A 19,182-nucleotide genomic window follows, 5' to 3' on the forward strand; every position below is an offset into this window, starting at 1 on the left:
ACGTTTTTGCGACTGCTTAAGTCTTTTCTGTCCCATTATTTCCGCAGGAATCCTTGCGCAGTCTATCATTCACATTGTAACAAAATCCACCTTTAGTTTTAACAAAGCCTATATGAAACATAACGATCTTTACACAATATTACAAAATTCAACTGATCTCTTTTTCATTTGTCACATTAATAACGATTGAAGTAAAAAAAATGTCGTTTTATAATAAAAGAATGCGCTATTTAATTTTCGCTTGCTTGTCAGGAGGTGTACAAGCATGCTTTCACATTATTATACCGTAAAAGGCTATGGAGAGCATGAAATTATTATTCAGAAATCACGTTTTATTTGCTATACAGAGAGAGTGGCCAATGAAGCAGAGGCTCAACAATTTATTCAGCAAATAAAAAAGAAGCATCATGATGCAAATCATAATTGCTCTGCCTATTTGATTGGTGAACACGATCAAATTCAAAAAGCAAATGACGATGGTGAACCAAGCGGAACAGCAGGGGTCCCAATGCTCGAGGTATTAAAAAAGAAACATCTTAAGGACACCGCAGTCGTCGTAACCCGTTATTTTGGCGGGATTAAGCTTGGAACCGGCGGTTTAATACGCGCATACGGAAAATCAGTTTCCGAAGGATTACGTGAGATTGGGATTGTTGAACGAAAGCTTATGCGCGTCATTCACACAAAGATTGATTATACATGGTTAGGAAAAGTGGAAAATGAATTGCGTTCTTCCACATTTTTAATAAAGGATATACATTATTTAAATGATGTTGAAGTGGAAACCTATGTAGAAGAAGAGAAAAAGGATTCCTTTATTGACTGGATGACCGAGCTGACGAATGGGAAAAGTAAGATTTCTGAAGGCGAGGTTACGTATTTAGAACAGACTGTTCAAATTTAGATTGAGGAGAAATTTATTTTATGAATAGAAAACAGATGAAGAAAGCAAAAAAGAAAAAGAATCGATTTTTAAGAAGACTGTTGTTTTTTGCTCTCCTGATATTAATTTGTGTGGGAGGGTATTTAGGATATGTGTTTTATCAAACATTTGAAGCGGCAAATGAATCCTACGACGACCTTGGGCGTGAAAAATCCAAATTACGTGAACAAGCTGTCAGCATCTCGAATGACCCGGTATCTATTCTGCTTTTAGGGGTAGAAAACTATTCAAGCGGCGGAAATGGCGGACGATCAGATACTTTAATGGTTGCTACCTTTAATCCTGAGGATCAAACGATGAAGCTTTTAAGTATTCCTCGTGATACACGAGTAGATATCCCTGATGAGGGAAGGGATAAAATCAACCATTCTTACTCGAAGGGCGGTAAAGAGCTGACCATTGAAACGGTTGAGGACTTTTTGGACATCCCAATCGATTATTATGCCACTGTAAACTTTGATGGCTTTAAAAATATAGTCGATATTGTCGGCGGTGTTACTGTAAATGTTCCGTTTGATTTCGAGCAAAACAGTGATGATCCAAAAGCTGAAAAACTCGAGTTTACAGAAGGGCCGATGGAGTTAGACGGACGACACGCCCTTGCCTATGCAAGGATGCGTTACCAAGATCCAATGGGCGATATCGGCCGTAATGAGCGTCAGCAAGAGGTGGTAAAAGCGGTTATTGATGAAATTGCTTCAGCTGGAACCCTTTTTAAAGTAGATCAGATAACAGATGAAGTTGGTAAAAATGTCGAAACAAATATGAAGGTATCTGAACTTCTTGGTTTTTATCAAAAATACTCTGGCTTTAACACAAACAAAATTGAAACCATCAAGCTTGATGGTGCAGGGGAAGATATTGACGGCATTTCCTATTGGATCCCTGAAGATGAAAGTGTAGAAGAAGTCCAAACAGAATTACAAAACCATTTGGAAATCCAGCTTTCTAGCAATACGAGTGAGGATGAAAATGAGTTTGATTCAGCAGCATCGTCTGAAGATGAAAGCAATTAATACAAAAAACAGGGGCGCCTATCTAAGGCGTCCCTGTTTTTGTATGATAAGATTTAATTGTTTTTTTGCGGTTTTTTTACTGCTGTTAATCGTTTAAAGAAATTAATTAACGGCTTGCGATTCTTCCCAATTAAACCAACTATTTCTGCAATAAATTGTATGGCTATCAAGAGAATGACCATAATAAGCAATGATATCCAAAGTGTTGCATTTGAGAAAATGATCGCTGAAAAGCCAAAGCATGCACTAAAGAAATAAATAACTAATACTGCCGATCGATGACTGAAACCGAGATTTACCAGACAATAATGCAAATGCAATTTATCAGGAGCAGAGATGCTTTTCTTATTCAGCACCCGCCTAATAATCGCAAAGATGGTATCAAAAATAGGTACAGCTAAAACGATAATCGGAATAATAAAGCTGAATAACGTGATGTTTTTAAATAAGCCCAGCATCGAAATGATTGAGATGCAGTATCCTAAAAATAATGCCCCTGTATCTCCCATGAAGATCTTCGCCGGATAAAAATTATGGATAAGAAATCCTAATGTGCTTCCGATTAAGATAAAGCAAAGTGCGACAACTAAAAATTGATAATCAGTAAAAGCCATAATCAGGATGCTCGTCATTGCGATTGTCGAAACACCTGCAGCTAACCCATCGAGACCATCTATTAAATTAATCGCATTTGTGACTGCCACAATCCATAGCACAGTCACCGGGAAGCTTATATATTCATTCAGCTCAACCATTCCAAAAAATGGAATCGTGAATTTCTCGATTAAGAGACCTGATGATGCCACAACAATGGCAGCAATTAACTGCCCTGCAAATTTATATTTTGCTTGTAAAGTGAATTTATCGTCTAATATTCCGACAACTAAAATAATCAATGCCCCAAGAATAATCTCTTTCATATAGATGGATTGTGGTTGCAAATAAAGAAAACCAGCAACTACTCCGCAAAAAATTGCAAGCCCACCAAGTCGCGGCATAATATCTTTATGAATTTTACGAGCATTTGGTTGATCAGTTGCGCCGATTTTTATTGCCAGCCTTTTAACTAATGGTGTAACAAGTACAGCCACAGCAAATGCAAGGATAAAGGCTATAATGTAGTCAATATAAGAATGCATATCATATCCACCCACTTGTGTGAGAAATTTACATCTCCTCAATCATAGCAAAAATTTATAAACTTTCAATTGTTATTTTTTTAATGTTTTATTACATTTCTTAAGTATTAGCATTAACAGGCAGGTTGAAACCTATTTCATAGACCTAAAAATTGAAACATTTACTATTTTTTCAAGATATCATTGTAAAATGTCAGCAATTTCTTTTCCTCAGAGTTCCAATTATACGTCTCACTAAAAGCTATTCTGCCGTTATCTCCCATTTTTTTTGTAACATTTTTATCCTCTAATAGAGTGTTGATCGCCCTTGCGATAGACTGAGGCTCTTCAGGATCAACCAAAAGCCCGCTATTAGCAGATTCGACCACTTTCCTATAATGCGGAAAATCTGACGCGATCACAGCCACACCAGCAGCCATGTACTCGAAAAGCTTGTTAGGCAAGCAGACCAAATGATTGGGAACTGGCAAGTAAGGGATGATCCCGACCGAAGCGCTTGATAGATATTGCTCAATTTGCTCATAAGGTACTTTGCCTTTGAATTCTATTTTATCTTCTAACCCTTCAGCTTTGACTTTATCATGAATAAACTGTTCATAGGAATGTGATTCAAAACTGCCAACGAACAGAAGCTTTGCTTCCGGGTTGCTTGCAGAAACTTTTGAGAAGCCATCTATTAACTCAGTTATCCCTCTAATAGGTGTTATTCCTCCTAAATATAAAAGATAATCATCTTTTTTAGGTTTTTTTTCATCAGTAACGAACATTTCTTGTAAAGGATAGTTTTCAATCTTGCATGATTTGTAAGAAAGATAACGTTCACCCACCTCATCAGTTGTATAAATAACACCGCTTAAAAATGGTATACATAGTTTTTCAATCAGTTCATATGCAACGCGGATCGGTTTTTTAAGCCATGGCTTCAAATATTTTTTGCTCATGATTGCATTAGGATAATGCTCATGCACATCGAAAATAACTGGTTTTTTAGTAAAGAGTCTTAAAAGAACTCCAACTGGCAATAGCTCCGGATCATGAAAGTGATACAAGTCGGCCTCTGTTTTTCTGGCAAGCTTTAAGACAGAAAATGATCGAAAGAATCGTTTCCATTCCTTTTTTGGCTTCTCAATTGGAATGAGCTCGATCGTATCGTTTTCATTTATTTTTTCCGGCCTAGGCGCAACTAGTGTAACATGATAGCCAGCCCTGGCTAATGATTTACATTGTTTATGGTAAATACGTCCATCGTACGCATGATGAACAGTCGTCAATACACAGATTTTTTTCATTTAATCAGTTCCTTTTAGTAATCAAAGTTGTAACTTTTCCATTTATACTTTACACTATTATATTGACAATTTCTAATTTTTTATCGGAAGGAATTTATATGAAAATCGTCTATATTACACAGCATTTCCCGCCGGAAATTGGCGCAGCACAAGGCCGGGCTTATGATATGAGTAAAAATCTATCGATCTTGGGCCATGATTTACTCGTGCTAACGTCTTTTCCAAACTCTAGTTCGACTAATAAGCTTTTTAAAAAAGAAACAATAAATGACCTAAAGGTCTATCGTTCCTTTAGAATCAAAGATACGAAAACAAGCTCAATAAGACGCCTTGCAAATTATCTATCATTTATGATTTCAAGTACCTTTAGCGGATTGCTGGCGAAAAAACCGGATATTATTTATGCTACCTCCCCGCAGCTTTTTCAGGGAGTAACCGGCTACCTCTTAAGTCGCATCCATCGCGCTAAATTTGTTTTTGAGGTACGTGATTTATGGGTAGACTTTGCCGAGTTGCTCGGACAATTCAATAACAAAAAACTGCTTAATCTTGCAAGAAAGCTTGAAACTTTTCTATACAAAAAGGCAGATTTAATTGTAGTCGTCACAAATGGATATAAATCACGGCTAATTGAGCAGGGAATACCTGAACAGAAAATCATTGTGATACCAAATGGTGTTGACCCCTCTTCCATAAAGCCGTATAAAAAAGATCCTGCCATTAAAAAGGAATATGGCATAGAGGATAAATTTCTCGTCCTTTATACCGGCAATATCGGGGCTGCTCAAGGTCTTCAAACCGTTATAGCTGCAGCCGAACAGCTAAAGGATGATCCATCTGTGTTTTTCTTATTTATCGGTGAAGGGGTAGAAAAAGCAGCTCTAAAGCAACAGGCTGAAGTGTCTCAATTAAAGAATATTCTTTTTCTCGATAGCAAAAAAAAGGATGAACTCACTGCATTCTATCATGCTGCAGACATCGGCATTGTCAGCTTAAAAAAGCATCCTTTATTTGAGATTACAATCCCTTCAAAAGTGTTTGATTATATGGCTGTTTCACTTCCTGTCTTAATAGGTGTAGATGGTGAAGCAAGGGAAATCGTTGAAAAAAATCAGGCTGGGTTCTATTTCGAACCGGAAAATACAGCCGACTTTCTGCGGGTATTAATATATGCACAAAGCCAGCAGGATAAGCTTCAACAAATTAGACCTGAACTTCCGAATAAACTGCTTATGTCCTTTAACCGAAAGACAATGGCAGAGGAGCTATCTGAAGCCCTAAACAATTTGACGGATGCAACGAAGCAGAAGTTACATAAAAAGACGACCAAATCTCATGAATAAATGGTCGTCTTTTTTACTATATATTGAACATAACATCCTTCATGCCTTAGCTCGCGCGCCTGGCCCCGAAATCGCAGACAAAGGACGTCTTTCTATTCCTGACCGTCTTATTTTTGCCTTAGGCTGTCAAGGCGCGTGCGCTTTTGTTTAAGAATGAAAAGGTTCCGGTTTATCCATACGTTTGCCAAAGTGATGAAGAATCGCTTCTACAATTCGTCTAGAGGCTTGGCCATCACCATATGGATTGGATGCTTTTGACATACTTTCATATGTTTCATTGTTGTTTAACAGCTCATATGCCAGGTTATAAATGGTTTCCTCATCTGTACCTGCTAATTTTAATGTGCCTGCTTCAATTCCTTCCGGACGCTCTGTTGTATCCCTTAGAACAAGAACTGGAACACCAAGAGACGGAGCCTCTTCTTGCACGCCGCCGGAATCAGTCAAGATAATGTGGGCTCTTGAAGCAAAGTTATGGAAATCATAAACACCTAATGGTTCAATCAAATGGATTCTTGGGTCATTTCCTAAGATTTCATCTGCTACCTCACGCACAGCTGGATTCAAGTGTACAGGGTAGACAACTTGAACATCATCATGTTCATTAATAAGGCGTTTAATCGCACGGAACATATTTCTCATTGGATCTCCCAAGTTCTCCCTGCGATGAGCAGTTAATAAGATCATTCTGTCAGAACCGATCTTATCAAGAATTTCATGAGAGTATGTATCTTTAACTGTTGTTTTTAGTGCATCAATCGCTGTATTTCCTGTCACATAGATCGATTCACCTTTTTTATTTTCTGTCAGCAAGTTTTGTTCTGCTGCATTTGTTGGAGAAAAGTGAAGGTCTGCTATAACCCCTGTAATTTGGCGATTGATCTCCTCCGGAAATGGAGAATATTTATTCCAAGTACGTAAGCCAGCTTCAACATGGCCCACTGCGATTTGATTGTAAAAGGCAGCCAAGCTCGCGACAAAAGTTGTTGTCGTGTCTCCATGGACAAGAACGAGATCAGGTTTTACCGTCTTCATGACATCATCTAAGCCTTCTAACGCCTTCACTGTAACTCCTGTCAGTGTTTGACGGTCCTTCATAATGTTCAAATCATGATCAGGTGTTACGTCGAATAATTCTAGTACTTGATCAAGCATTTGGCGATGCTGTGCGGTTACAGTTACAATTGAATCAATTTCGTCTGGATACTTTTCAAGCTCTAACACAAGCGGTGCCATTTTAATGGCTTCTGGCCTTGTTCCAAAAATTGTCATCACTTTTATTTTGCGATCCATATTAATGTCTCCTTTAATACGTTCTCTAAACTAAATTAGCATATTCTACATCATTCTACAAATTTCACTTTTGTTACAAAAAAGGTGGTGCCATTATTGAACACCACAACCATACATGTATATGCCTATATGTTTTTGTATAACTCCACTAATTTTTTGCTTTCATCTTCCCACGTTAACACCTTTTGTGCTTCCAAACAGTTTTGTTTATATAAAGAATAATGGTTTACAACCTCTTTAATTCCATTAACAATGCCTTCGGTTGTTTCTTCTGCTAAAACACCTGTTTTATACTGATCAACGACGACAGCTTTCCCTGGGTGATTTGAAGAAACACAAGGAATGCCTGCTTGGATATATTCAAACATCTTATTTGGTGTCGAGTAATAATTATTTTTAGAAATCTTTTCATACATAACAAGTCCTATATGTGCTTGCTGTGTATAGTAGATTAATTCTTCTGATGGTACTTGGTCATGGAAAAAAACCTTATCCGTAAGGTCCAGAGTGTGAGCTAGTTCGATCAGTTGATCTTTTAGGATACCTGAACCTATTAACACCAGCTTATAGTGATCAGGCAGCTGTTTCATCGAACGAATAATCAGCTCTAAGCCGCGATATGGAGAAAAGCCTCCCTGATAGATTAAAATACGATCATCTGCTTGAAAAGGAAATGTCCACGACTCAGGCACTTTCGAGGGTACGAGCTGATTTTGATGAACAATCGGGATGTTTTGAATAAGAATACATGGTTTTTCCCCATTACGCTCAAATAAATAATCTCTTAAATAAGCATTCACTGTTACAAAATAATCGATCCTCCGAAACAGCTTCTTTTCCATACGATAGCCAACAAATCGATCCAGCTGATTCCGACCGGCCATTTCATTAAAGATTTCATGAGAATCATAGATCAGCTTTGCCGAAAAGTCTTTGGCAAGCATGGTGCCCTGCCATAGTGTGTTTAAATCATGGCAATGGATAACATCAATATCCATCTTCTGCACAGATTGCTTTACCTTTTTATAAAACTCATAATAGGCCAGATAATCCTTTACAATCTTTATAACAGGCCTCCGCGCTGCCCAAACCAGCATGCTTTTAAAGCCAGATTTTCTCTGGCTTTTTCCTTTATGCTGTGAGATTTGTGCCTTCATGTTTTTCACTGTGATTTGGATATGTACAAGCTTAATGTTTTCATGTAAAAAAGGAGCAGGCTCATTGTATTCCTTCACACAAGCGAGATAGATGACATGGCCTGCCTCAGCTAATGCAAGAGCCTCTCTTTTGACCCTTGCATCATAATGAATATCTTTATACAAAAGCATTAAGATATTCATTTTGCAACACTGCTCTTCATAAATTGATCATACTCAGTTACAATCGGTCCTGTCTCTCCGACCGCTTTTTGTTCACCTAAGTGAATCCATACAACCCGATCACAAATTGATCTTACAAGATTTGATGAATGGGTGACGAGAATCACTGTACGGTCTTGTTTGATTTTCTCCATAATAGCTTGTCTGCATTTTTGTTGGAAAGCGGTGTCCCCTACTCCTAATACTTCATCAATAAGGAGGATTTCCGGGTCTAATGAAATCGCTGTGGCAAAAGCTAATCTTGATTTCATCCCTGCCGAATAGGTTCTAACCGGCTTATAAATAAAATCGCCAAGCTCAGAGAATTCAATGATTTCATCAATCTTTTCATCGATCGTTTTCTTGTTATGACCAAGAAGCAGCCCGTTCAGGTAAATATTTTCAATTCCTGGCAATTCAGGCTGAAACCCGGCACCTAATGATAGTAAAACAGGATGCTCTTCTTCATGGATAAGAAATTCGCCTTTATCAGGTGAGATCAACCCGCTTAACAGTTTAAGCAGAGTACTCTTTCCGGATCCATTTCGCCCAATGATTCCAAGAACTTCGCCTTTTTTAACCTCAAAGTTCAAACCCTTTAATGCCCAAAAACGATCATCTTTTTTATGAAGATTTATTAACTTTTTTAAAGGTTTTTCCGTAAACTCCGGATACGAAACCCAAAGATCTTTTACTTCAATTATATTTTGAGTCAATTAAATCACCTTGGCATATTCTTTTTCATTTTTATTTAACAAGCGTAATCCCAAATATAAAATAAACACGGAAACAATTGTTAAGATAAATAACGGTAAAAACTCTGGCGGTCTTCCGTAAATCAGCACATCACGATAAGATTCTAAAAAGGTCGTAAACGGATTTAAATATAGGACCGGCACCAGGCTTTTTGGTACATCACTCATTTCAAATAACACGGGTGATAAGTATAAAAGCACCCTGGAAATATACTGCATCATATTTTTAATATCCCTTAAAAATACCCCCAGATGCGCAAGGAATATCATGACTCCCAACAAACAGAAGGCATTTACAATAAAAATCAACGGGAAGTAAAGGACATTCCATGTGTAATCAATTCCATAAATCGCAAGGAAAATAAACAACACGACCACACTAATTAAATATTTAATACAGTTCACTAATAGACGGACAATGAGGAAAATGATCTTGGGGACATAAACCTGCTGCAAGATATTTCCCTTTGATGATATCGCATTTGTTCCTTCAACAAGACAAGCCGTTACAAATTTTAATGGAATTAATCCAGTAAAAATAATGATCGGATAATCCGGACTGCCTTTTTTAAGTATGACAACAACTAATAAGTAAAAAACCGCCATATAGAAAATTGGGTCTAATATCCACCATAAAAAACCAAAATAGGTTCTTGAAGTATTAGCTTTAAAGTCAGAAGTAGTCAAGTGATAGATTAAATCCTTGTTGGCTTTAATGGCTTTGATTGTATCAATAAACATACACGTTCTCCTAACCTACAAAATGTTGCATCCTTATAATAATAAACTTAGTTCAGACTGCTTTCAAGTTTTTACTTAATGAATCCTTATCCTATCCAACAATAGATTTATTCTGTTCACAATATGTTTAAACTTCCCTATTTAATTGGCTTTCAAGAGCCCAAAAAGAGAAAGACGACCATAAAATATTATGGTCGCAAAGGATCATTTCATGTTATCTATCTTACTAAATCAAATATATTGATAAAGATTACCAAAGTTAATGTAATCAACGTCTTCAGGATAATTTTTCACAATATTCTTCGTATCAAAAATTTGTTTTTTGGCCATACCGCTTAAATCATCTTTTTCAATTGATTTAAATTCATTATGGTCAGTTAGAACCAACACTAAGCTTGAATCTTTTACCGCTGCTTTCATGTCTTGTTCTACCCAGTCTTTTTTAACATGAGGATCATATGCAATCACATTTGCTCCGGCTGCCTTTAAGTGGCCGTAAATATCCATTGCCGGGCTCTCGCGGACATCGTCAACATTTCCTTTATACGTAAGACCAAAGACCGTGATTTTTTTCCCTTCAAAGCCATTGAGGATTTTCGCTGCATGCTCCACAACAAATGAAGGCATTGATACGTTAATATCTCTCGCCTGATAGATTAGTTTTGCTTGTTCAGGTGCTTCCGCCACAATAAAATATGGATCAACAGCTAAACAGTGTCCGCCAACTCCAGGACCTGGATGATGCAGGTTTACACGCGGATGCTTATTGGCCATTTCAATAACATCTAATGCGTTAATTTCAAGCTTTGTACAAATTTTAACCAGTTCATTTGCTAATGAAATGTTAACATCGCGATACGTGTTTTCCATCAGCTTTGACATTTCCGCTGTTTTTGCATCCGTTAAAATCAATTCACCTTGCACAAATGTACGGTAGACATCTGCGCCAGCTTTTTTACAAGCTTCGGTTACACCGCCAATAATACGGTTATTATAAATCAATTCATGCATGATTTGACCAGGAAGCACGCGCTCTGGGCAGTGTACAAGGAATAAGTCTTCCCCAATTGTGAAACCGGCTTTTTCTAATAGCGGTTTTACATGGTCATCTGTTGTACGAGGCGCAATTGTTGATTCAACAATCACTGTATTATTCTTTTCAAGATAAGGAATAATATTTTCTACTGCACTTAATACATATTTTAAATCAACTGATTTATATTGATCATCTTTATTTGGGGTTGGTACTGCGATAATAAAAACGTCTGCTTTTTCAGGTGTTGTTGAAGCCTTAAATTTTCCGGATTCCATCACATTTTCCAGAGCTTCCTGTAAGCCAGGCTCTTCAATATGAATTTTACCTTGGTTTAATGAGTCAATAACATCTTGCTGAATATCAACACCTAGCACGTCAACTCCATGCTTAGCAAACATAATCGAAGTCGGAAGGCCAATATAACCAAGACCAATTGTGACTAACTTCATATTTCATTTCCTCCAGTATATACCAATATGTTAAATTTCAATTCTCTTACCACATTACAACTTACTTTCTAGCATGTCAATTATCTGCACCATTTAGAAAAGCGCAAGGCGCTAAGCCTAAAACCAGACCCTTGAGGCAGTCAAAAACGCGACGGCATTATCTCTTGACGGCACTTGCACATCCTGTGCTTCGCCGATGGCGTCTGAGCTGGAAACAAGTACCACGTTAAAATTGTATACTTTCTTATACTGCATAACAGGCACAAACTGAGCATGTGCCTATGCCATGATTTCATTTAATTCAGACTGAACCATCTTATTCTTCCCGCACTGATTACGTACACGGCTTGCAGAATTTGCTGATTTTTCCAGAAAGGTTTCCGGATTGTGATACAAATCCTCTATCGCATCTGCCAAACCGAGGTAATCTTCCTTTGGAGCTAAATAGCCGCATGTATCATCGATAAATTCCGGAATGGCGTATACACTGCTTGTTACTGGAACTAGTCCGCTTGACATTGCCTCCCCTAAGGATACTCCTTGAGAATCCATTCTGGAAGGACACAAAAAGATTCCATGCTTTTTATGTTGTTCAGCTATTTCCTCTTGAGATAAAAAATAATTATGAAGATGTACGTTTGGAATATTGCGAATCGGTGCTACGACTTCATCGAATAATGGACCTTGGCCGTATATATTAAATTCGAGTTCATTAAAAAACGGCCTATCCTTTAATGCTAGTATTGCTTTAACCGTCAAATCATTTGCATATGTTCGTGAAGCAAACGGCCGAATCGTCAATATTTTTTTTCTTTGTTCTTCAGACTTCTCTACATAATTAAATAATTCATCATCGATCATATTGTGGATAATACTATAATTCTTCACAATACTATTTGTGTCTTTTTCAGCAACATTTTCTTTATACCAATTAGAAACAAAAATGAATTTTATTTGATCATCCTTTGTATTATAGATGTCATGCATAAAATCTAATTGTTCCTGATTTCTTTCTGCATACGCCAAGCTTTCACGCAGACCTTTTGTGTCATTGTAAAAATTAAACCAGCGTCGATACCATTTTGTTGTTTCAAAGCCGTGTACCCATACGATTTTAGGGGTATTTCGCGCTTTTGATTTACGAACAGATCTATACATTCTTTCATTAATGAAATGGAATAATAGTTTTTTATAAGGCTTGCTATCCAATAAACCTGTCAGGACATCTTCTCCGCCTATAAACACCGGTATTCCTTCAAATTCATAATGAGCCACACTGGTAGGTGACGTATTAAGTCTATAGATTGCAACGTTAATGCCTTGTTCTTTATAGCCTAAAACCCGTTTATGAATAAACATGTTTTGATAATACGTATTTTTTTCCGGATAAACATTGGTGATGATTAGATGGTCAACCTCTGGATAACGAGAATATAGTTCTTTTTTGCTTTCCTCATTCGTCATATTAAAAGCCGATACAGTAAATTCGGATAGCTTCGCTTCTCCAGCTCCTGTTAACCGAATCCCTAAAGAATAGCTGACAACAGATTCAGGGAAACTAAGGTTCATCTCGCATCCTAATGGATTATATTGAACATAGATTTTTTGTTTTTTCTGGTCATAACCGACGATCACTTGTTGGATTTGTAAGCCATTATCGATTACACCATCAATTTTGGCCACGTATGTGAATGCTGAATTCAACTTTGTGTTCACAGCTTTATTATGATCATAATAAATAATAAGTGGCCGTGCATCCTTGTTTACCTGTTGAACCTTAATGGTTAAATCATCCGCATTCTCTATTGAAACCTTGTATGTTGAATCTGTATATTTTGGCCACTTATCTACATAATGGTTCACTTCAACTGGTTCACTTTTCAACATACGTTCCCCTCCTGTCATAACGATAACGATACAAAACATGTGATTTCATAAACTTACCTTTTTCTCTTTCTAAGTTCCCAATATTTCATTTGCAATTTTCCCAATTTCGAATTTTGCAATTTGGATAATCGTTTTTGCAGATCATTAATTGTTTGTTCTTGCTGTCTTATTTTTTCCTGTAATGAAGCTGATACTTTCCCATCATCGACCACAGCTTTATCCTTTGCTTCAATTTCATTTAGAATGGCAGATATAATTTGTTTAAATTCCGTTTCCATTTCTTTTTTATCTTCAATAAGACGATCAACAAGCTTATTCACTCTTTCATATTCTTCTTTATCCACACTAACTTTTTGATCAATTGTTGTTTCCATTTAAATCTGCTCCTTTCAAAATACCTTACAGTATAGAGAAAACGATTATTCCTTCTCTTTCCACAGTAAATGGATTAGCCGGGAAATTTTTTCAACACCATCTTTTCAAAAACCTTTGCAGCTTCTTTCGCATCATTAAGAGGAGACAGATATGTGATATTCTCACTTTGACTTAGGATGCTTCCTTCTTCATAAACTCCCCAAATATCTGTTCCGCTTCCTTTATAATCACTTAGTTTTGAAGGCAAATATGGATTAATTGGTTTATTGTCTTTTGTCGTTGAATCATTAACAACTAAGCAATCAAATTTCGTACATAAATTTAAAAATGGGTAGAAATCAACAAACCCATTTACGATAATTGAGTCTTCCAGCGGATCATTTTTTAGTTGATCTTCCAGTTCTCCCGGTTTTGAGGTAAAGACATGAATAAGAACTCGATCCTTAACCTCACCTGTTGCTTCTTTTAATCCATCAAATAAATCATTGAGATTTCTTTTACTGTAGAAATTTCCAAAATACGCGACATTTACATGCTCATCAGATAACAATGGGTACTCAAACTCTTCCATATGATAATACTTTTCTGGAAGTGTCGGGTGTGGCTCAATAATCGCTTTTTGTTGAATAAGCGGTTTAACTTCTTCAATTGGAAACATGTCCATCATATATTGAAATTGATTCTTATTTGTAAAAATCAATTCGTCAGCAAAAATATAAGGCAAATATTCACACCAGAGGAACAGACTATTATCGTTTGGAGATGGGTATCCTGCCTTTTTTACAGCTGCTTCAAGTTTTTTCACATAAGCCGGTTCTGTGATATCGACAACTCGTTTCTTCGCTTCAATATCATAAATTAATGGATCTGAAAACTCTGCAATCCATTTCGATTGAGGGTATTTCATTTTATACTCATAAGCTAAAAAGTGAGAGGCTGCCCACATAGCACGGCTGAAGACCTGCTTATGCACGCCATTTTTTTCAACTAATTCTTCTGCGCCTTCCATACCCAAATCGACAAATTTTCTGATATGCGCCCAATGAGAAAAACTGGAAGGTGAATTGATCGGCAAGCGAACGTTAATTAAGTCATCAACCATTTGGTTTAAAGACACATTTTTGTTTCGCACTTTATCCATCATATTATAAATAACATCCGATACTTTTCCTGATTCCCTCATGCGCTTTGCCATAACATTTCCTGCTGTGTCATTATATGGCGGAAAACAATAAGATACAACTAATTGTTCTACCCTATCATGGTTTAATAAATTATACGGAAAATAAATGAATTTTTTGTTTGTTATAGCATTTATAATTTGGTCATATTCATCTTTATGTTCTTCGTAATAGCTTTGAATAAAGGAACTTTGAGCATTTATTTTACGCTGTATAAATTTTCGTTTTATAGGCGATATATAATCTAGTGACAGTAATTCATTCAGCTTTGCAATACATTCCAGCCGTTGATTTACGTTAAAATCAAACGTCATGGCTTGTCTTGAGATAGAATTTTCTCTTAAGGTTCGGTAGTATACAACTTTTTTGGTCACAGGAGCCACTACATACTGCAGATCATTTTTTACAGCTAGCTCTGTGAAAAAGACGACATCTTCGCCGCTATGAAGACTTTCGTCATATTTGTATTTTTGTACATACAAAGTTGGGATGAGCTTGCAGGCATTAAGTGTCAACACCGTGTAAAGCTTATCATATGGACTATGTTTGCTAATAACGGATTTTAAGATTTGCCTATTAATTGGATTAGAGGCCTGGATTTTCCCATCTTCCTCAACATTAAAAATTTGTGAGATAACGACTGTGTTTTGGTCTGCTAAGTAATACATTTCCTCCAAGAAGTTACTTGAAACGTAGTCATCATCATCAATAAACGTACAAAATTGGCGGCTCGCCATCATAATTCCCTTATTTCGTGCAATCGACGCACCGGCTTCTTCGAGAATAACCACCTTAATATTTTCCAATTTCCGTTCAGCAATAAATTGATTAATTAATTCCTCTGTACGGTCTTTTTCTCCATTTATAATGACAATCACTTCAAATAATGATGCATCTAAAGTCTGATTTGCTAACGATTCCAAACATTTTATAATAACATTTTCCCCTTTATAAGTTGGCAAAATGATACTGATCCCTTTTTCATATAGAGGATTTTCTTTCTTTCGAACACCCTCTTCTATCGATTCGTATCCCAATTTTTGAGCACGAATTTGTCTTACCTTTTCTAAACGCTTAACTATTTCTTGTTTCAGCATTATTTTTTACCTCTTCCAGCAATTTTTTTCTTTAGCTCCCAGTATTTTATTTGAATCCGTCCAAAACGGGATCTTCTTAACACCTTATAACGATGTTCGAGTAAATTGATTTGTTTACTCATATCTTCAATTTTATTTGACTTTATTAGAGCATCCTTTAATGCATCTTCTTCTTTATTTAATAATTCAACTGTTTCAATCTGCAGTTGACGTACGAGCTCTTCCTTTTCCTGGCGATCTTCTAGTAAGGATTCATGTACTATTTTTAATTTTTCAAGCTCTTCTTTGTCCTTCAATAATTCCTGATGCTCATTTTTATACTTATTTAGTTCCTTCATGTAGTTTTCAATGCGATCCAGATACTCTCTTTCCACATCATAGAACGCTTTTTCTAGATTTTGAACGTCTTGAGCCGTATATAATGGCGCACCTTCCTCTGATGTAGCCTTGCATATAACCCCGGTCCACTTCCCAAGATATGTAAAAGACTCAATAGAAAAATGTCCTTTTAATTGCTCCGCTAACAAAGAATAAAAATAGGTTCTTTTATGATCAATAAAGTCATTAATACCAAACGGTACCGTCACAATTAATTTCCCGCCAGGCTTAATATGCTTACTAACCTTTTCTAAAAACGAATCAGGATCGCTTATATGCTCAATAACCTCTGTTAGGAGAACCGTATCATAATCAGAATCGATTTCATGATCAGTCATAAAATTGCTAACCCGGAAGGTAACAGACTGTTGAACCGATGGATGTTCTTTTTTAAGTTCTTCTTTTGCATATTCGATTGCATCGCTCGAAATATCGATTCCATCAACCTTTTTGCCTTCACGTCCCAATAAAATTGCGTTGATTCCCTGAGAACATCCGATATCTAAAATCTTGTTTCCTTCGACATGAGTAACAATCCAATTGATTCTTTCCCTCGTTTTTTTACTAAAATCAGCCCCTAAAACTCCATAGTAAGCTTCATTTACACGATCTATAATAAGATTTCCCAAGATAACTCCTCCAATTTATTGTACAAAAATCTTTATGTATAGACTTTGCAATAATTTATATTTGAATTCCCCTTTTAGACTCCATTTATTATATCGAAAATTGTCTAACTTCAACAACCATAAAAAAGTTGTACTTTTATAGAAAAAAGCTAGCATCGTTCAAAACGACAGCTAGCTTGATGATCAATCCTACTTATTGCTCTTCCATTTATAAAAATCATGTATTCCTTGTGCAATGGCCGCAGCCGCTTCATCCTGCCCTTCAGCTGTTTTAAAAATAGCTGCATCCTCTGGATTTGAGATAAAGCCCATTTCAATCAATACAGACCTGGTATAGTTTTTATCAATCACATAAAAATCATTTTGTTTTGCGCCACGATCATCAGTATCAAGAGCTTCAAGCAGCCTTGACTGGATAAAGGAAGCCAATTTGTCACTGTCAGATTTCTCTGCAGGAGTTAACGATTCGACGCCATCAGTAGAGTAAATCTCTGTACCATCTACATCAGGATTGGAAAAGGAGTTCATATGTAAACTAACAAAAACCCCCGGACTAAAGCTGTAGGCAAATTCTGTTCTCTCATTGAGAGCTAAATAAACATCTTCTGTTCGTGTCATATGAACTTCGTAACCCATTTCTTCAAGCTTTCCCGTTACTTTTTTCCCAACGGCAAGGTTCACATCAGATTCTCTCAGCCCGTTCCCTATTGCCCCGGGGTCCTCACCGCCGTGACCAGGGTCGATGACAATCGTTTTATTTAAAGGTGTTTCCTTTGCCGTGCGTTCCAATGTTAAGTAACGGCTGAAAACATAACCTGATTTCCCGTTGTACCTTACGTTTACCCAATCCTCAAATAATTCATTTCGATTAAGGACAGCAACCTCTCTTGCCCTGTGGGATTGTTAAGATACTTTTCGCATTCGTGCTTTTTTGTGAGCGTAATACTAAGCTTTCCCTTGCATAATAATAAGGCTTGTTAACAATATCCGCTGCTTTAATATACCCCGGCTCACCCTTAAAGTCAGAGACAATGGCCCAGCCATTGTTTATGCCGCCGATTTGAATTTTAACAGGTTCATTTTTACTAAGCGTACCTAAACGACTGGAATTTGTCGTATTTGCTGAGTAAATATTCGTTGATTTATTTGCATAATAGATAAAAAAGCCTGGTTTTTCCTTCGTTATATAACTGTAAGGGGCATACCCTTTAATCCCATTGTATTCAATTCGGCTCCAGCCATTGAAGACACTGCCCTTTTTCACTTTTACAACAGCTTCATCCAGTACATTTACTTTTGGTGTCGTTGTTTTTCTTTCATTTATATAAGGTGAAAGTTTTTGTTGCGTAATAGGTAAAATAGATAGGTGCTCTAGGGGTAAGCTGATCATATTCAACATAGTATTTCTTACCTTTAAATCTGATTTCTACCCAATCATTCAAAACCGTTCCCTTTGCAACTTGAACAATGGCATCTTCCGCAATCGATCCATATCTTTTAGTGCGAAGATCGCGGCTTTCATAGAAGCTAACCGGTTGTCTTGCATAGTACTGGAAATAGACGGGCTGAGCTGGTTTTCGATTTACGATATTGCTGGAATCAACATACGCCTTTTTTCCATTTAACTTCATTTCCGCCCAGCCATTCACAATACTGCCTTTCTTCACTAAAAAAGCTGTTTGGAAAGACACCCTTCCTGCTGATGGATAATGTGTGCCGCGGCCCGTGTTGGCCACAAAATCATTTTTTGCATAGTAGGTAAAATAGGTCTCAGACGCTTCCGCCTTATGTGCTGAATCAAGGCTTGGCCAAGCAATCACCAGCAGCATAACCGCTAAAAACCAAGTGAACATTTGTTTATTCATTTGCTGCCTCCATGTTGTTTAATTCCCAAAACATAATAGGGATGGTTGGCACACCAACCTTTAGTAAATCGAAAGGACCATTATGTAAATCTATTAATCTCATTTTTTATTATCGGCTTACTAGGGGGAAAGTTTAGGATAAAAAGAAAATTTCTTTTTAAAAAATTGACCTATTCTAAGTTATTGTTGTTTTAAACAGATTCATTTGACGAAGAATGGTTTCGTTTTGATTAGAACTGGTTACCTCCTGCTTAGAGCAGCGGGACAAGTGAGACTTATACAGGCGTATACCTCGAGGAAACTAACCGCTCTCCCCGCGGAAACGAGCCTCCTCTCACAACAATTAACTTTGATTTGCGAAAACAGCCAAACAAAAAAGAGGAAGACTCAAAAAAGATAATTTGAGTC

Annotated in this window: 17 protein-coding genes; 3 read left to right on the forward strand and 14 right to left on the reverse strand. The window is 36.9% G+C overall.

Going from position 1 to position 19,182, the window contains the following annotated elements:
- The first annotated feature begins 265 nt into the window (after positions 1-265).
- Both WQ54_RS27120 and WQ54_RS27125 read left to right on the forward strand, forming a co-directional pair.
- A complete protein-coding gene (locus WQ54_RS27120) occupies positions 266-904 on the forward strand; it encodes a YigZ family protein (protein ID WP_046589226.1) in 639 nt (212 codons plus the stop codon).
- Positions 905-924: 20 nt separating this feature from the next.
- On the forward strand, positions 925-1,959 hold the full coding sequence (locus WQ54_RS27125; RefSeq protein WP_046589227.1) for an LCP family protein: 1,035 nt from the start codon (positions 925-927) through the stop codon (positions 1,957-1,959).
- A 53-nt stretch (positions 1,960-2,012) separates the two neighbouring features.
- Here the strand turns inward: WQ54_RS27125 and WQ54_RS27130 are convergent, their stop codons facing one another.
- Both WQ54_RS27130 and WQ54_RS27135 read right to left on the reverse strand, forming a co-directional pair.
- On the reverse strand, positions 2,013-3,098 hold the full coding sequence (locus WQ54_RS27130) for a glycosyltransferase family 4 protein (protein ID WP_046589230.1): 1,086 nt from the start codon (positions 3,096-3,098) through the stop codon (positions 2,013-2,015).
- Positions 3,099-3,262: 164 nt separating this feature from the next.
- The gene (locus WQ54_RS27135; RefSeq protein WP_046589235.1) at positions 3,263-4,387 is read right to left on the reverse strand and encodes a glycosyltransferase family 4 protein; all 1,125 of its coding nucleotides are present in this window, start codon (positions 4,385-4,387) and stop codon (positions 3,263-3,265) included.
- Positions 4,388-4,485: 98 nt separating this feature from the next.
- Between WQ54_RS27135 and WQ54_RS27140 the strand changes: the two genes are divergently transcribed.
- Positions 4,486-5,730, forward strand: a complete 1,245-nt coding sequence (locus WQ54_RS27140) for a glycosyltransferase family 4 protein (protein ID WP_046589240.1) — start codon at positions 4,486-4,488, stop codon at positions 5,728-5,730.
- A gap of 147 nt (positions 5,731-5,877) precedes the next feature.
- Here WQ54_RS27140 and wecB read toward each other — a convergent pair whose 3' ends face one another.
- The 12 genes from wecB to WQ54_RS27200 all read right to left on the reverse strand — a co-directional run bounded on the left by wecB (position 5,878) and on the right by WQ54_RS27200 (position 18,774).
- Positions 5,878-7,023: a non-hydrolyzing UDP-N-acetylglucosamine 2-epimerase gene (gene wecB / locus WQ54_RS27145; RefSeq protein ID WP_046589242.1), complete on the reverse strand. Its 1,146-nt coding sequence runs from the start codon at positions 7,021-7,023 to the stop codon at positions 5,878-5,880.
- A 125-nt stretch (positions 7,024-7,148) separates the two neighbouring features.
- Positions 7,149-8,363, reverse strand: a complete 1,215-nt coding sequence (locus WQ54_RS27150) for a glycosyltransferase (protein ID WP_046589244.1) — start codon at positions 8,361-8,363, stop codon at positions 7,149-7,151.
- The gene (locus WQ54_RS27155; protein ID WP_046589245.1) at positions 8,360-9,097 is read right to left on the reverse strand and encodes an ABC transporter ATP-binding protein; all 738 of its coding nucleotides are present in this window, start codon (positions 9,095-9,097) and stop codon (positions 8,360-8,362) included. Before WQ54_RS27155 ends, WQ54_RS27150 begins: the two co-directional genes overlap by 4 nt.
- Positions 9,098-9,877 carry an ABC transporter permease gene (locus WQ54_RS27160; protein WP_046589248.1) on the reverse strand — a complete coding sequence of 260 codons (780 nt, stop codon included), beginning with the start codon at positions 9,875-9,877 and terminating at the stop codon, positions 9,098-9,100.
- Between the two features lie 231 nt (positions 9,878-10,108).
- On the reverse strand, positions 10,109-11,362 hold the full coding sequence (locus WQ54_RS27165; protein WP_046589249.1) for a nucleotide sugar dehydrogenase: 1,254 nt from the start codon (positions 11,360-11,362) through the stop codon (positions 10,109-10,111).
- A 279-nt stretch (positions 11,363-11,641) separates the two neighbouring features.
- Positions 11,642-13,249 carry a glycosyltransferase family 4 protein gene (locus WQ54_RS27170; RefSeq protein ID WP_052738003.1) on the reverse strand — a complete coding sequence of 536 codons (1,608 nt, stop codon included), beginning with the start codon at positions 13,247-13,249 and terminating at the stop codon, positions 11,642-11,644.
- 53 nt (positions 13,250-13,302) lie between these two features.
- Positions 13,303-13,623, reverse strand: coding sequence for a hypothetical protein (locus WQ54_RS27175; protein WP_046589251.1), 321 nt, complete (start codon positions 13,621-13,623; stop codon positions 13,303-13,305).
- A 74-nt stretch (positions 13,624-13,697) separates the two neighbouring features.
- Positions 13,698-15,902 (reverse strand): glycosyltransferase family 2 protein, encoded by a 2,205-nt coding sequence (locus WQ54_RS27180; RefSeq protein WP_052738004.1) that lies wholly within the window; start codon positions 15,900-15,902, stop codon positions 13,698-13,700.
- Complete coding sequence (locus WQ54_RS27185; protein WP_046589253.1) at positions 15,902-16,909, reverse strand: bifunctional 2-polyprenyl-6-hydroxyphenol methylase/3-demethylubiquinol 3-O-methyltransferase UbiG; 1,008 nt, start codon at positions 16,907-16,909, stop codon at positions 15,902-15,904. Before WQ54_RS27185 ends, WQ54_RS27180 begins: the two co-directional genes overlap by 1 nt.
- Before the next feature lie 189 nt (positions 16,910-17,098).
- Positions 17,099-17,698, reverse strand: a complete 600-nt coding sequence (locus tag WQ54_RS27190) for an N-acetylmuramoyl-L-alanine amidase (protein ID WP_046589254.1) — start codon at positions 17,696-17,698, stop codon at positions 17,099-17,101.
- 79 nt (positions 17,699-17,777) lie between these two features.
- Positions 17,778-18,308: an SH3 domain-containing protein gene (locus tag WQ54_RS27195; RefSeq protein WP_156178194.1), complete on the reverse strand. Its 531-nt coding sequence runs from the start codon at positions 18,306-18,308 to the stop codon at positions 17,778-17,780.
- Positions 18,226-18,774, reverse strand: a complete 549-nt coding sequence (locus WQ54_RS27200) for a hypothetical protein (RefSeq protein WP_046589258.1) — start codon at positions 18,772-18,774, stop codon at positions 18,226-18,228. Before WQ54_RS27200 ends, WQ54_RS27195 begins: the two co-directional genes overlap by 83 nt.
- Positions 18,775-19,182: the final 408 nt, after the last annotated feature.

This window comes from Bacillus sp. SA1-12 (assembly GCF_000981385.1).
Classification (GTDB): Bacteria; Bacillota; Bacilli; order Bacillales; family Bacillaceae; genus Metabacillus.